The organism is Aeromonas sp. EU05-FHT14A05 (assembly GCF_058791175.1).
On record NZ_JBYTDH010000004.1, the window covers coordinates 110,603 to 125,534 of the forward strand.

A 14,932-nucleotide genomic window follows, 5' to 3' on the forward strand; every position below is an offset into this window, starting at 1 on the left:
TTCCCTTATTCGATGATGAACAGCGGCTCGTCAAATTCGACGGCCTGACCATTTTCAACCAGGATCGCTTTGATCACACCGGCCTTGTCAGACTCGATTTGGTTCATCATTTTCATGGCTTCGACGATGCACAGGGTGTCGCCGACATTGACGTGCTGACCGACTTCCACGAACGGCTTGGCTTCCGGGCTGGAGGAGCGGTAGAAGGAGCCCACCATGGGGGAGCGCATCAGATGGCCACTCGGGGCGGCATCGGCAGCAGGGGCGGCGGCCGGAGCGGCAGCGGCGACCGGGGCGGCGGCTTGTTGAACCTGGGCCGGCTGCATCATCATCTGCGGGGCAACGCTAACCTGGCCGGAGAAATTACGGCTGATGCGAACGGACTCTTCCCCTTCGGAGATTTCCAGCTCGGCGATGCCGGACTCTTCAACCAGTTCAATCAGCTTCTTGATTTTGCGGATATCCATTAGCATTCTCTTTCTTCTTTATCTGATCAGTGATTATCAAGCCGCGCGCAACTGATGCACGGCCGCGGTTAAAGCGAATTGGTAGCCATCGGCACCCAGCCCACAAATGACCCCCTTGGCGACATCAGACAGATAGGAGTGATGGCGGAAGGGCTCCCTGGCATGCACGTTTGACAGGTGAACCTCGATAAAGGGGATGGCCACGCCCAGCAGGGCATCGCGCAGGGCGACGCTGGTGTGGGTGAAGGCGGCCGGGTTGATGATGATAAAATCCACCTGGCCCATGGCCTGATGGATGCGGCCGACCAACTCATGTTCGGCATTGGATTGCAGGTGTTCCAGGGTGACACCGAGTTCGTTGGCGTACTGGCTCAGATCGGCGACGATCTCATCGAGCGTCTTGCTGCCGTAGATTCCCGGCTCCCGCTTGCCCAGCAGATTCAGGTTGGGGCCGTTGAGCAGGAGGATTCGGTGATGTTGCGACATATTGAGTACATCCTCGATGATTATGCTGCTATCTATCAGCTATCTGTGGACCACCAAAAATCTAGCCACTTTCTGCACAATTCGGTGTGCCCTGGCACACAGATTTCGCAATTATATTGATTTCGTGAAAATTAGCAGCATTTTACTGGTCTAATCTCTACATCTGGCCATTTATTGAGCATGGTGGCGCCCGGAGCCGCTCTGCCGCAGCATCCACCTCTTCAGGCTTTCCAGACACGACAAAGCCGGCACAAGGCCGGCTTTGTCGTGCAGCAAGCGAAGGGGATCAGGCCGCTTCCGACTTCTCGCGGATCAGCTTGTCCACGACACCCGGATCCGCCAGGGTGGAGATATCCCCCAGGCTGTCGGTCTCGCCGGTGGCGATCTTGCGCAGTATCCGGCGCATGATCTTGCCGGAGCGGGTCTTCGGCAGCCCCTCGGCCCAGTGGATCACATCCGGGGTGGCGATGGCGCCTATCTCCTTGCGCACCCACTCCTTCACCTCCTTGTGCAGCTCGCGGCTCGGCTCCTCCCCGGCGATCAGGGTGACATAGGCGTAGATGCCCTGACCCTTGATCTCGTGAGGCACCCCCACCACGGCCGCCTCGGCGATCTTCGGATGGGCTACCAGGGCCGACTCGATTTCGGCGGTGCCCATGCGGTGGCCGGAGACGTTGAGTACATCATCCACCCGACCTGTGATCCAGTAGTAGCCATCCTCGTCGCGACGGGCACCGTCGCCGGTGAAGTAGCGGCCCGGGAAGGTGGAGAAGTAGGTCTGCTCGAAGCGCTCGTGATCGCCAAACACGGTGCGCATCTGGCCAGGCCAGGAGTCGGTGATCACCAGGTTGCCCTCGGTGGCGCCCTCCAGCGGTTCACCCAGGTTGTCCACCAGGGCCGGCTGCACTCCGAAGAAGGGACGGGTGGCGGAACCGGGCTTGAGGGCGGTGACGCCGGGCAGCGGGCTTATCAGGATGCCGCCGGTCTCGGTCTGCCACCAGGTATCGACTATGGGGCAGCGCTCGTCCCCTATGGTGCGGTAGTACCACTCCCAGGCTTCCGGGTTGATGGGTTCCCCCACAGATCCCATGATGCGCAGGCTCTGGCGGGAGGTGCCTTCGATGGCCTCCTTGCCCTTGGCCATCAGGGCGCGGATGGCGGTGGGTGCGGTATAGAGGATGCTGACCTGGTGCTTGTCCACCACCTGGCTCATGCGGTTGGTGGCCGGGTAGTTTGGCACCCCTTCGAACATGAGGGTGGTGGCGCCGTTGGCGAGCGGCCCGTAGACCAGATAGGAGTGACCCGTGACCCAGCCCACGTCGGCGGTACACCAGTAGATGTCCTCCTCGTGATAGTCGAACACGTACTTGAAGGTGAGGGCGGCATAGACCAGGTAGCCGCCCGTGGTGTGCAGCACCCCCTTGGGCTTGCCGGTGGAGCCCGAGGTGTAGAGCACGAACAGGGGATCCTCGGCGCCCATGGCTTCGGGCGGGCATTCCGGGCTGGCAGCGGCGACGGCGTCGTGCCACCAGATGTCCCTGTGGTCATGCCAGGCAACCTTGCCGCCGGTGCGCTTGAGGACGATCACCTTGTTGACCTTGGTATCCGGGTGGGTGAGCGCCTCGTCCACGTTCTTCTTGAGGGGGATGGGGCGGCCACCGCGCAGGCCCTCGTCTGCTGTGATGACGATGGAGGAGCCCGAGTCTATGATGCGACCCGAGAGCGCCTCCGGCGAGAAGCCGCCGAAGACGATGCTGTGCACCGCCCCGATGCGGGTACAGGCCAGCATGGCGATGGCAGCTTCCGGCACCATGGGCATGTAGAGGCAGACCATGTCACCGCGCTTGACCCCCTGGGCTTTGAGCACGTTGGCAAACTTGCACACCTCGGTGTGGAGCTCGCGATAGGTGAGCTTGCGATCCTCGGCCGGGTTGTCCCCTTCCCAGATGATGGCGACCTTGTCGCCGCGTTGGGCCAGGTGGCGATCCAGGCAGTTGGCCGACACGTTGAGCAGGCCATCCTCGTACCACTTGATGGAGACGTGGCCCGGATCGTAGGAGGTGTTCTTGACACGGGTGTAGGGGGTCATCCAGTCGAGGATCTTGCCCTGCTCCCCCCAGAAGGCGTCCGGGTTCTGCACCGACGCCAGGTACATGGCTTCATAACCTTCCTTGTCCAGCAGGGCGTCGCTACCTATGTGGGCCTTGACCGGATAGACCTTGCTCTCGCTCATCTCTCACTCCTGTGAATACATTTTTGTAATGATTGAGTAACAACTTATACCTTTGGCACGGGAGGGCAATTAGACTTTTGGATAGCGACGAGAGGGGCCGGTCGACATGGCCGAGGGATCGCGAAGAAGGGAGCCTGAGGCTCCCTTCTGTCATTGGGCCGTCCGGGATCTTCAATGCCCTGTGGCGAGCATGGAGGTCATGTGGGGTTCGGAGAGGGGGTGGCTGAACAGGTAGCCCTGGCCCTCCTCGCAGCGCAGGGATTGCAGGAACTGGCGCTGGGGCTGGGTCTCTATGCCTTCCGCCGTGACCGCCATGCCAAGGCTGTCTGCCAGGCTGACTATGGTGCGGCACAGCTCCCGGCTGTGCCTGTCGTCGGGCAGCGCCTGCACGAAGGCCCTGTCTATCTTGATGCGGTCTATGGGCAGGCTTTTGAGCAGGCTCAGGGAAGAGAAGCCGGTGCCGAAGTCGTCGATGGCGATCTGCACTCCCAGCGCCTTGAGGCGGGTAAAGAGGCGCAGGCTCTGATCCACGCTCTGGATGATGCTCTCGGTGACCTCGATCTCCAGCCGCTCTGCCGGGAAGCCAGTCTGCGCCAGGATGGCGGTGACCCTGTCCACGTAGTCGGGGGAGCGCATCTCCCTGACCGACACATTGACGGACAGCCTGGGCACGGCGAACCCCTCCGCCAGCCACCGCTGTCCCTGCTGGCAGGCGGTGCGCATCACCCATTCCCCCAACTGCTCTATCAGGCCGCACTCCTCGGCCACCGGAATGAAGCGGGCGGGAGAGATAATGCCCTCGCTCGGGTGCTGCCAGCGCACCAGGGCCTCGAGGCCGCTGAGGCTGTCACTGGCCAGATCCGTCATGGGTTGGTACAGCAGGCGGAACTGCTGCTGCTCCATGGCCTTGATCAGCCCCTGCTCCAGGGCCATCCGCTCCCTCATCTGCGTCATCATCTCGGGGGAGTAGAACAGATGGCCGTTGCGGCCCCGGCGCTTGGCCTCATGCATGGCATTGTCCGCCGCACTGATGAGGCTGTCCGGGGTCAGGCCATGATCCGGGTAGAGGGCGACCCCTATGCTGGCGGAGAGCCTCACCCGCTCCTGCCCTATGTCGGCCGGATCGTGGAGCCTGTGTTGCAGCCGCTCGATCAGCCCCACCAGCTCCTGGGGCTGCCCGATGTCGGGCAGCAGCACCAGAAATTCGTCTGCGCCGAGCCGGGTGGCGAGATCCCCCGGGCGCAGGTTGTGGCGGATGCGCTCCGCCAGCAGCTTGAGCAGCAGATCTCCGGCGCTGTGCCCCAGGTTGTCGTTGATCAGCTTGAAGCCGTCGAGATCGATGAACAGCAGGGCGAGGGGCTGCCGGTTGAGCCTGGCCGTCTCCATCTCCAGTGCGAGCCGCTCCTGCAACAGGCTGCGATTGCCAAGATCGGTGAGGGGGTCGTGATAGGAGAGGTGGTGGAGCCTGGCCTCCGCCTGATAGAGCCGCTGTGCATGCAGGCTGCTGGTCTCCTGGATCTCCCCGGTGAAGCGGGTCAGGCCCAGGTAGGCGCGGGGATCCTGGGTGAGATCGCGGGCGATGAGGAAGATGCCATTGAAGAGCCCTGTCGCGTCCATCAGGGGGCTGCAGCTCATCTGCCAGCGCCTCGGCCCGCCGGGACGGGAGACATGGATACAGCCGAGATCCAGCTCGGCCCGGGGGGCGCCATCGAGCAATTGCTTGAGCCGGGGGAGCAGCATGGGCGCCTGGGCCGGGGTGATGTCAAACAGCGTCTTGCCGAGGTGTTCCCCCTGCGCCAGACCGCTCAGCTCGGTGAAGATACCGTTGACGCCACGGCACCTGAAGTCACGATCGAAGACCCCTATCCCAAAGGGTGCCAGCTCGAACAGTTGTTGCCATTCATGAAGGGATAACGGGCCTGACAAATGCAGTGTCTGAACCGATTCGGGTAGCACTTTTTCCATGGAGGCTCCTGAATTGATTTCATTGTCATTTAGATGACTGTGTCAGTATGGCAGGAAGTTTCAGGAGGAAGAGAAAGTCTGGGAATGATGTCAAATCAAGGGGATGTCAGCCTTTCTGGCGGCCGAATGCCTGAATGCCGCGCACCAGCACCAGCCAGCCGAGCAGGTGGAACGGCAGAGCCAGCAGATAGAGCAGCAGGAAATGTGACTCGCTGCCGCTGCTGTTGATGAAGCCTATCCAGGCCACCAGCAGGGTCAGCATGCCCGCTATCTGGAAGCGGCGGCGCAGCACCACCTCCACGCCGAGATTGGCAAGGTAGAGGGTGAGCAGAATGCCGCCAAAGCCGGTCAGCTGGGCGGCGCCGTACAGTTCCCTGTCCGGGTGGAACAGCAGGACGGCGAGGGGGGTCAGACCCTGATCCAGCGGGATCAGGGCCAGCAGCCAGCATGCAATCAGAAGCAGGGCTGTCTTCATGCGAGGCTTAGTTGGCGGACTGCGCCGGCTTGACCAGGCTGAGGTAGTTGGCATCCATGGTGAGGAAGACCCCTAGCAGACGGGCACTGGCGCCGTAGAAGCCAAACTGGTCGGCGGCGCGACAGGCGGTCTCGAACTTGTCGAACCAGCCCAGCAGATGGTGGTGCAAGAGCGCTTCCTGCTCCTGCAGCCATTGCGCCCGCTCGGCAGCGCTCTTTGCTTCCGCCGCGCGAATGATGAGGTTGCCCATCAGATCCAGCTCGATGGCCAGGTGATCGGCGGGCTCCTTGTACTTGTCGCTGACATTGATGCCGAGGCGATCGAGGCGGGCCTGCATCTCGGCCATGGGGGCCTGCATCATCAGCTTGGCCTCACCCCGGTAGAGGGACTCGTAGGGCAGGGCGCCCTGCTTGGGATCCACCAGGAAGAGGCCGGCGAAGTCGGCGGCGAGCTCCAGCTGGCGATCGGTGCGCACCAGCAGGCGGGCGATGGCGTCGTTGAGCTCGGTCACGGCCTCGCGCATGGGATCCAGGGTGGAGAGGCTCTTCAGGAAGCTTCGCACATCATAGGTGTCATATTCGGCGATCTGCTCATCACTGAGTTCGGCGGCAAACAGGGTGGAGAACCACCAGTAGAGTTGGGCCCGGCGTTCGCTGGTAGCCATAAATTCCTGCATTTTTCCTCCGTGGATGGCAATCGGGAGCCTTGATGGCTCCCGATTCTAACGACTTTAAAAATAAAGGAAACTCAAGGGGGCGCTTTCGTCCCCCAAGGGTCAGAGCGCCGGGAACATGGGGTCTATGCCCCTGGCCGACTCGGGTGCGCCAAAGGCGGTGACGGCAGGCGCCTGCCCATGGAACTTCTCGATCTCCACCAGGGCCGTGTGGGCCGTGGTGGCCTGCGCCAGGCTGGAGGAGCCGATATCCGCGGTCAGCACGTTGGGGTCGCCATAGGTACAGAGGGTGCCGACCTTGCCGCCCTCCTGCGGACCATACCAGGCACCTTCCTGAATGCGCACCACCCCGGGGGCGTAGTCATCGCTCACCACCAGACCGGCCAGTACCTGACCGCGGCCGTTGAACACCCGCACCAGATCCCCGTCCTTGAGGCCGCGCGCTTTGGCGTCCTGCGGATTCATGTAGACGGGCTCGCGACCCTGCACAGTGTAAGTGGCGCGGTAGTTGTCGGAGGAGCAGAGCTGGCTGTGCAGCCGCTTGTCCGGGTGACAGGATTGCAGGTGCAGCGGGTACTGTTTGCTGCCCGGCCCGCCGTGGGAGCGCTCGTAGGGTTCGATCCAGACTGGGTGGCCCGGGCAATCCCCATAGCCGTAGTCGGCGATGGTCTTGGAGTAGATCTCGATGAGGCCGGACGGGGTACCGAGGGGTTCCAGATCCGGCTCCTGACGGAACGAGGCGTGGCGCACCCAGGGCTGGCCCGCCGGGAAGGTGACGAACCCCTCGCCGTGCCAGAACTGGCTGAAACGGGGCAGACGGATGCCGATGCCGCGACCCTGCAGGCGGGCGTCGTCATAGATGCTCTGGATCCACTCCAGCTTGCTCTTGCCGCCGGTGAACTCGGCCTCGCGACCGAAGCGACGGCAGAGATCGGCGAAGATGTCATAGTCATCGCGCGCCTCGAACAGCGGCTCCACCACCTTGTACATGGCCAGAATGCCGGCGTTGGAGTGGGAGCCCCACTGCTCGATGTCATCCCGCTCATAGGTGGTGGTGGCGGGCAGCACGATATCGGCGAAGCGGCAGCTGGCGGTCCACTGGTGATCGATGCTGACCACGGTCTCCAGCTTGCGCCAGGCCGCGACCATCTTGTTGCGATCCTGCTGGTGGTGGAAGGGGTTGTTGCCGCAGAACACCGCCATCTTCATGTGGGGGTAGGTGATGGTCTGGCCGTTGAAGGCGATCTGTTTGCCCGGATTGAGGATGCAGTCGACGAAACGGGCCACCGGAATGAATTTGGAGTAGCCCTTCCAGTCGCCGTCGTGGCGCGGCTTGACCCCGGGAATGACCGAGCTGAACCCGGACATGATGGGGCCGCTGGAGGTGATGGTACCGGCGCCGTTGTAGTGCCAGCCAAAGCCGTAACCACCGCCCGGCAGGCCGATCTGGCCAATCATCGAGGCCAGTACCACCAGCATCCAGGCGTACTGTTCGCCGTGGTGCATGCGCTGCACACACCAGCCGCCGATGAGCTGGGTGCGGCCGCTGCTCATGGCGCGGGCCAGCTCGCGGATGGTTTCGGCAGGGACGCCGCAGATGGCGGCGGCCCACTCGGCATCCTTCACCTGACCGTCGCTGGTGCCCAGCAGATAGGGCAGGAACTTGTCAAAGCCGGTGGTGTAGTTCTTCAGGAACGCCTCGTCGTGGCGCTTCTCGCCGTAGAGGGTGTGGGCGATGCCCAGCATCAACGGCACGTCGGTCTGCGGATTCAGGGTCACCTGATCGCAATTGAGGTACTTCTGGGTCTTGGATTTGACCGGATCGATGCTGATCACCCGGATCTCGCCCTTAGCCACCTTCTCTTTGAGCTGCGCCCAGTAGTCGTAGACGCTGTGATCCGGCACCAGCCAGCCCACCTGCAGGTTCTTGATGGGATCTGAACCCCAGATGACTATGGTCTTGCTGTGCTCCAGCACCAGCGGCCAGGAGGTCTGCTGTTCGTACACCTCCATGGCCCCTGCCACGTGGGGCAGGATCACCTGGGCGGCGCCGGTGGAGTAGTCACCGGCCTTGGCCAGATAGGTGCCATGCAGGTTCATGGCGCGCCCCAGCATGGCGCCAGCGGAGTGCAGCTTGCCCACCGACTGCCAGCCGGAGTGACCGGCATAGAGGGCGCTCGGGCCATGGGTCTTCTGCACCCGCTCCAGCTCGTGATAGAAGAAGTCCAGCGCCTGTGACCAGGTGACCCGCACGAAGCGGTTCTGGCCGCGTTCGCTGGTGTCGGACTGGTGGCCCTTGCGCAGCCAGTCCAGCCGCACCATGGGGTAGCGGATGCGGGAGGGGTTGTAGACCACTTCGCTCAGGGCCTTGAGCATCTCGGTGGGGTGCTTGTCATGCTCGAACGGCAGGGTCTCGACCCAGCGGCCATCGACCACCCGGGCACGGAAGGCGCCCCAGTGGGAACCGGATTGCACCAATTTTTCGCCGGACTCGGCGGCCATCACGGCGCGACCGAGCAGGGAGGGGCCGATCAGGGCTGAGGCACCGCTGGCCAGCAAGCCACCCAGAAAACCACGACGGGAAATGTTGATCATCTTGTTATTCCTCTCTCGGATCCGGAACTCGAATCCGGAATTAGTGGCTGCCCTGACCACCGGTATCGGCGGCATGGTTTTGCAGGTATTTGAGCAGGGTGCGCTCCTCTTCCTTGCTGAGGCGGTAGTAGGCAGACATCGCCTTGAGCCCCGAGATCCAGCCGTTGGCCGTGAAGTGAGCCGGGTCCGGCGCGCCGTGGCAGGAGTTGCAGGTGGACTTGTACATCTCGCCGGCGTAATCCCAGATGGGTTTGAGGGAGGGCTCGAGCCCCTTGCCATCGACCCAGGCCTGCACCTGTACCTGCTCCCACTGGATATGGGTGGCGCTGTCGGTCTCCTGCTTGAGCACCTTCTCGCTCGCTTTCAGCTCGTCACGGATGGTGGCGACAAAGACCCGCTTGCCCATGTATTCGCTCAACACCCGGCCCTTGCCATCGGTTTCGCGCCACCCTTCGATGGTCACCTTGAGGCGATCACCGCTGCGGGCCACGACGTCGATGCGGGAGGCGGGCAGCAGCTTGCCGACCGGATCCTTGCTCTGCTCGCTGGCATAGAGATCCTTTTCGCCCAGGGTGTAGAGGGTGTCGCCGGCTGGCGCTTGCTGCGCTTCGCTTGCCAGGGTGGCGTAAGTGGCACGGAAGCCCCCCGCCATGTTGGGCAGTTCGTGGGCTATGCCCTTGTGGCACTCGATGCAGTTCATGTTCTTCGCCGCGGCATCCTTCATCGCCAGCGCTGCCGCCGGGGACTGCTTGGCGTGATCCATGTTGTCGTAGCTGTGGCAGGACTTGCAGGTCTTGGAGTTCTGGCTGCTCATCCGGGCCCACACCTTCTCGGCCAGGTGCAGGCGCCTGTCCTCGAACTTCTCCTGGGTGTCGATGCTGTGGCCTATGTACTCCTGATAGAGGTCGTTGGCCGCCTCCATCTTGCGGGCCACCTTGCCGACGAAATCCTTCGGCTGGTGGCAGTCGGTACAGATGGCCTGTACCCCTGAGGCGTTCTTGAAGTGGATGGACTCCTTGTACTCCGGATAGACGGTGTCCTTCATGGAGTGGCAGGAGATGCAGAACTCGAGGCTGCTGGTCTTCTCGAAGCCGTAATGCAGGCCGACGCTGCCGGCCAGGGTGACCCCGACGCCGGCCAGAACCAGCGCCAGCACCGACCAGCGGCGGCTGGGTGTGCGCAGGAAGTGCCACAGTTTTTTCATAGCTGTCTCTCATCATCATGACTTTTTGATGAGGGCCATGATAGGGAGAGGCTGTGAACAGGGTTGCCGCGGTAAATTAACGAAATAGGGGTATTTATGACAAAATGTGAATAGAATAATCCTCCCTTGTCGACCTTCGTGAACCCTGCCCATGAGCTACCACATTCTGGTTGTTGAAGATGATGCGGTGACCCGCGAGAAGCTGACCGGCTATTTCGAGCGGGAGGGCTATCGGGTGACGGCGGTGGAAAACGGCCAGGAGATGCGCGCCGTGCTGGCGGATCAGACGGTCGATCTGGTGATGCTGGACATCAACCTGCCGGGGGAAGACGGCCTGCTGCTGACCCGCGAGCTGAGGGCGCGCAGCACGGTCGGGATCATTCTGGTCACCGGCCGCAGCGATGCGGTGGACCGGATAGTCGGCCTGGAGATGGGGGCCGATGACTATGTCACCAAGCCGTTCGAGCTGCGGGAGTTGCTGGTGCGGGTCAAGAACCTGCTGTGGCGGATTTCGCTGGCTGCCGCCGCCCCGAGTGAACCCGAGACGACCGACGATGCGGTGCGCTTTGGCCCCTGGCGCTTCGACATTCCCCGTCGCCAGCTCAGCAAGGACGGGGTGCCGGTGCGCCTGACCAAGGCCGAATACGAGGTGCTGGTGGCCTTCGTCGCCCACCCTGGGCGGGTGCTCAGTCGGGAGCGGATCCTGACCCTCATCAGCCACCGTGGCGATGGCCCGAGCGATCGCACCATAGACGTGCTGATCCGGCGGCTGCGGGGCAAGATGGAGCTGGATCCCCGGGATCCCCAGCTGTTTGTCACCGTCCATGGTGAAGGCTATCTGTTTGCCGGTGAGCTGGCTCCCTGAGTCAGCTGGCTTGGCTATTGGTCGGCTGGGGCGGCACCGACCCGGTAGACGGGGCGAAAAGCCCCCTCGGAGAGGGAGTCGCCGGTGTCGGCCAGGGGCCCATCCAGGGTCAGAATAGGGGGGCCCATCACCCGGGGGCACTGCTGCTCGTCCGCCTCGGGATGCTGTAGCAGGCAGACGGCCTGGGCCACGGCGAGGCGGCCCTGCAGCCGCATCTGATCGCTGTTGGCCGCCAGCATCTTGCCCCGGCGCAGGCCGCGCTGTACGCCGTGGCTGAAGTAGGTGCTCAGCACCTGGGGCCTGTCGAGATGGCGCTGCGCCAGCTCGTTGACCGCCACTTCGGCGGCAATCGCGCCCCCCACCAGATAGTCGAGGTCCGGGTGGCGGGCCAGGGTCTGCTGCACCAGGGTGCGCTGGATCTCGCGGCTGTTGTCGCCGCGTGCCGTGGTCACCAGCCTGATGGCGCTCGCCTGGATGGCATCGGCAAAACCGGGCTCGACCACGTTGTTGCCACCGCTGCTCTTGGGGCCCGGGAACAGGGCAACCGAGACGGGTTTGCTGCCCGCCGGATGACGCAGTGCCAGCCAGTGCCCCATCTGCCAGCCCATCTGATACCAGGAGACCCCCACCTTGGCCCGCACTAGGCCGGCGGGCAGATCGTTGACCAGGCCGAATACCGGCAGCGGGCTAGCGGTGATAGCCTCCCTCAGCCCCTCATAGCTCACGGCGCCAAGCAGGATGGCGTCGCTCCCCTCTCTCACGCACTGCTGCAACTGCTGGCGCTGCTCGGCCAAGGCACCGTAGCCCCCCGCCTCGTGGATCCGCAAGCTGACCCCCAGCCGTGTCGCCTCTTCCACCATGCCCTGATTGACCGACAGCCAGTAGGCGTCCCGCAGATGGGGATAGAGGGCGCACAGGGTCAGGGGAGATTGAAGAGGCGCTGGCCCTGGCCACTGGAGGCGCACGGGCTGGCCGCCGAAGGCGCCACCTGGCCAGTGATCCACCTCGAAGGCGAGGAGGGGGCCAGGGAGCAGCATGAGCAACAGGGAGAGATAGACGCTTCGCATGAGCCGGGGTTTTGTTAAAGTGTGGGCCCACATTATCCGGTCAAAGCCGACCACAACCAAGGTGCCGAGCGTGAGAATCTTTTCCGGCCTGGGGGGCAGGCTGCTGCTGGCCTTCTCCCTGATGGCGCTGCTGACCCTGAGCGCCTCCCTGCTCGGGTGGATTGGGCTCACCCACCTGCGCCAGCTGGAGCAGGGGGTGCAGCAGACCCTGGCCGATCAGGAGCGGGCCCGTACCCTGGCGCGCCTGAGCGGCGAGATCCAGAGCGCCTCCCATCTGCTGGCCACGGCGACCAGCGAGGCGGAGCGTGAGCATCAGGGACGCTTGCTCACCCTGCAGGGGCAGCAGATGCAGCGCCTGCTGGCGCAGCTCGGCGGTGAGGGGGACAGGCAGGTGCAGGAGCAGCTCCATCCCCTGAGCCAGAGCATCATCGGCAATCTGGGGCAGCAGGGCTGGCTGGTGGGGGAGCGCCTGACCCTGATGGCGCAAGGCAACGACCTGCGCGCCCGCCTGGTGGCCGCGGCCGGCGAGGTGGCGGAGCTTGCCCGCAGCCAGATGGAGAACGCCGAGACCGTGATGGTGGCAGGGCTCGGCTCCCTCTACCCCTTGCAGGGGCGCGCCGCCGCCGCAGCGATAGACCGCTTGCTGGAGCAGGATCTCGACTGGCTGGAGCAGATGACCGAGCTGCGCCACAGAACCCTGATGCAGCAGCAGCGTATCGAGGAGATCTGGCGCGGCGAGCGGCAGGAGCGCTTGCAGGCACTGTTGCAGGATGGACAACGGGAGCTGGCGATATTGCAGCTGCGGGCCGGGGCGGTGACGGATCCGGCCCGTCGCCAGGGGGTGGAGCAGGCCCTCGCCGTGCTGGCGCAGAGCGACCAGCTGGTGCAACTGCGCAGCGACTGGCTCGGCAAGGGGGAGGCGCTGCGGGTGCTGGCCAGCGCCAATGAGGCCCTGATGAGCAGCCTCAACCAGCAGGTGGGTGATCTGGTCAGCCGTGCCCGCGACTCCCTGGGGCAGAGTCAGCAGGCACTGAGCCAGCGTCTCAGGCTGCTGGAGCAGGCCCTGATGGGGATAGGTCTGCTCACCCTGGTGCTGCTGATGCTGCTGATGTGGCGCATGGTCTACGGCCGCATCGTCTGGCCGCTGCAACACTCGGTGGCGGGGATGAGCCGGCTGGCGCGGGGGGATCTGGCCCCCCTTGACCCGATCGCCAGTGCGGGCCGTGACGAGCTGGCGGAGCTGGGACGGGCCCTGCAGGTGTTTCGTGACAATGCGGTCGAGCTGGGCCGCTATCAGCGGGAGCTGGAGTCGCGAGTGGTGGAGCGGACGGAGCAGCTCAGCCATGCCAACCTGCGCCTCAACGAAGAGGTGGAGAAGCAGCGCCTGGCCCGCGCCGAGGCGGAACAGGCCAATCGGGCCAAGTCGGTCTTCCTCGCCACCATGAGCCACGAGATCCGCACCCCCATGAACGGCATTCTGGGGGGGCTGACCCTGCTGGAAGATACCCACCTCAGCGAGACCCAGCGGCGCTATCTCGCCGCCATAGAGCACAGCGGCGAATCCCTGCTGGAGATCCTCAACGACATCCTCGACTACTCCAAGATCGAGGCGGGCCACGTGGAGGCGCGCCGGGAACCCTTCCCGCTGCATCAGCTGGTCGATGAGCTGAGCGCCCTGTTCCGGCCCAAGGCAGAGGCCAGAGGGGTGGCCCTGGTGCTGGAGTACGCCCCCGCCCTGCCTCCCGTGGTGGAAGGGGATCTGGGCAAGCTGCGCCAGGTGCTCGCGAACCTTTTGGGCAACGCGGTCAAGTTCACCGCCAGGGGCCGGATCTGCCTCGAGGTGAGCCCCCTCCCATGCGGCGGCCCCTGCGCCGAGCCCTGCATCCTGTTCGTGGTGAGCGATACCGGCCCCGGCATTCCTGAACAGGAGCAGGAGGCGGTGTTCGAGGCGTTCCGCCAGCGCAAGCGGGACATGGGGCACCAGGGGGGCACCGGACTCGGGCTTGCCATCAGCCGCAGGCTGGTGGCCGCCATGGGGGGGGAGCTGTGCCTCGCCAGCCGGCCCGGGGAGGGTTGCCGCTTCAGCTTCAGCCTGCCCCTGCAACGCTCGGCCGCCCAGCTGCCGACCGCGGCTCAGCCGCTGCACCTCGGCCAGCCTCGCGAGATCCTGCTGGTGGAGGACAACGAGATCAACCGGCTGGTGGCGCAGGGCATGCTGACGCGCCTGGGCCATTGCGTCACCCTGGCGGAAGACGGGCGCTCGGCGCTGGCGCGGGTGACGGAGCGGGGTTTCGATCTGGCGCTGCTCGACATCAATCTGCCGGACATGGATGGCCTGACCCTGCGCGAAGATCTGGCCGCCATCAGCGAGGAGGTGCACGAGCGCCCCCTGCCTGCCATCGCCATCTCGGCCCAGATGTACCCCGAGGATATCCGTCTCTGTCTGGAGGCGGGCTTTGCGGACTTTGTCGGCAAACCGGTGCGTCTGGCGGCGCTGGCCAGCGCCATCGACCGTCAGTTCCAGATAGAGACAGCGCAGGCCCTGCCGGACGCGAGGGAGGACACCGTCAGCCCGCCGGCCCCCCAGGCCGCCAACCCCGTGCTGGACGCCGATCTGGCCTTGCTCGGCAGCCAGCGCATCCGTCAGCTCATCGGATTGTTTGAATCCCAGGGGGCGGCCCTGGTGGCCGCACTGGTGCGGTGCGAGGGGGAAGAGCGCAAGGGGATGGCCCACAAGCTCAAGGGCAGTGCCCTGGCGCTCGGGCTGGATGACTTTGCCGCGCAGTGCGCCGCCCTGGAGGCGGGTGACGCCGATCCGGCGGGGCTGGCCGGGGAGTTTGATGCGGCGGTGGCGACGCTCAAGGCGTGGCAGGAGAGGCAGCTGTCGGCCCCGGCATGAGCC

10 protein-coding genes and 2 pseudogenes are annotated in these 14,932 nt (G+C 64.4%); 2 read left to right on the top strand and 10 right to left on the bottom strand.

Annotated features, from left to right (window positions below):
• Window positions 1–5: 5 nt before the first annotated feature.
• The 9 genes and pseudogenes from accB to torC form a co-directional block, all read right to left on the bottom strand.
• The gene (accB, locus tag AC3WR3_RS07665) at window positions 6–467 is read right to left on the bottom strand and encodes an acetyl-CoA carboxylase biotin carboxyl carrier protein (RefSeq protein WP_139437295.1); all 462 of its coding nucleotides are present in this window, start codon (window positions 465–467) and stop codon (window positions 6–8) included.
• A 36-nt stretch (window positions 468–503) separates the two neighbouring features.
• Entirely contained in the window at window positions 504–953 is a 450-nt protein-coding gene (gene aroQ / locus AC3WR3_RS07670) for a type II 3-dehydroquinate dehydratase (RefSeq protein ID WP_005326561.1), read from the bottom strand.
• A 286-nt stretch (window positions 954–1,239) separates the two neighbouring features.
• A complete protein-coding gene (gene acs, locus AC3WR3_RS07675; RefSeq protein ID WP_492291574.1) occupies window positions 1,240–3,186 on the bottom strand; it encodes an acetate--CoA ligase in 1,947 nt (648 codons plus the stop codon).
• Window positions 3,187–3,357: 171 nt separating this feature from the next.
• Window positions 3,358–4,665 (bottom strand): annotated as a pseudogene (locus AC3WR3_RS07680) (putative bifunctional diguanylate cyclase/phosphodiesterase); the annotation flags it as partial.
• Between the two features lie 93 nt (window positions 4,666–4,758).
• Window positions 4,759–5,151 (bottom strand): annotated as a pseudogene (locus AC3WR3_RS07685) (PAS domain-containing protein); the annotation flags it as partial.
• 106 nt (window positions 5,152–5,257) lie between these two features.
• Window positions 5,258–5,626: a hypothetical protein gene (locus tag AC3WR3_RS07690; protein ID WP_043129151.1), complete on the bottom strand. Its 369-nt coding sequence runs from the start codon at window positions 5,624–5,626 to the stop codon at window positions 5,258–5,260.
• 7 nt (window positions 5,627–5,633) lie between these two features.
• Window positions 5,634–6,302 (bottom strand): molecular chaperone TorD, encoded by a 669-nt coding sequence (gene torD, locus AC3WR3_RS07695; RefSeq protein ID WP_492291575.1) that lies wholly within the window; start codon window positions 6,300–6,302, stop codon window positions 5,634–5,636.
• Between the two features lie 99 nt (window positions 6,303–6,401).
• A complete protein-coding gene (gene torA / locus AC3WR3_RS07700; protein ID WP_492291576.1) occupies window positions 6,402–8,894 on the bottom strand; it encodes a trimethylamine-N-oxide reductase TorA in 2,493 nt (830 codons plus the stop codon).
• Between the two features lie 40 nt (window positions 8,895–8,934).
• Entirely contained in the window at window positions 8,935–10,098 is a 1,164-nt protein-coding gene (gene torC / locus AC3WR3_RS07705) for a pentaheme c-type cytochrome TorC (RefSeq protein WP_492291577.1), read from the bottom strand.
• A 151-nt stretch (window positions 10,099–10,249) separates the two neighbouring features.
• Here torC and torR point away from each other — a divergent pair, with 151 nt between their 5' ends.
• Window positions 10,250–10,963 carry a two-component system response regulator TorR gene (gene torR / locus AC3WR3_RS07710; RefSeq protein ID WP_492291578.1) on the top strand — a complete coding sequence of 238 codons (714 nt, stop codon included), beginning with the start codon at window positions 10,250–10,252 and terminating at the stop codon, window positions 10,961–10,963.
• Between the two features lie 14 nt (window positions 10,964–10,977).
• Here torR and torT read toward each other — a convergent pair whose 3' ends face one another.
• Entirely contained in the window at window positions 10,978–12,030 is a 1,053-nt protein-coding gene (gene torT, locus AC3WR3_RS07715) for a TMAO reductase system periplasmic protein TorT (RefSeq protein ID WP_492291579.1), read from the bottom strand.
• Window positions 12,031–12,100: 70 nt separating this feature from the next.
• Here torT and torS point away from each other — a divergent pair, with 70 nt between their 5' ends.
• The gene (gene torS / locus AC3WR3_RS07720; RefSeq protein WP_492291580.1) at window positions 12,101–14,929 is read left to right on the top strand and encodes a TMAO reductase system sensor histidine kinase/response regulator TorS; all 2,829 of its coding nucleotides are present in this window, start codon (window positions 12,101–12,103) and stop codon (window positions 14,927–14,929) included.
• The last annotated feature ends 3 nt before the right edge of the window (window positions 14,930–14,932 follow it).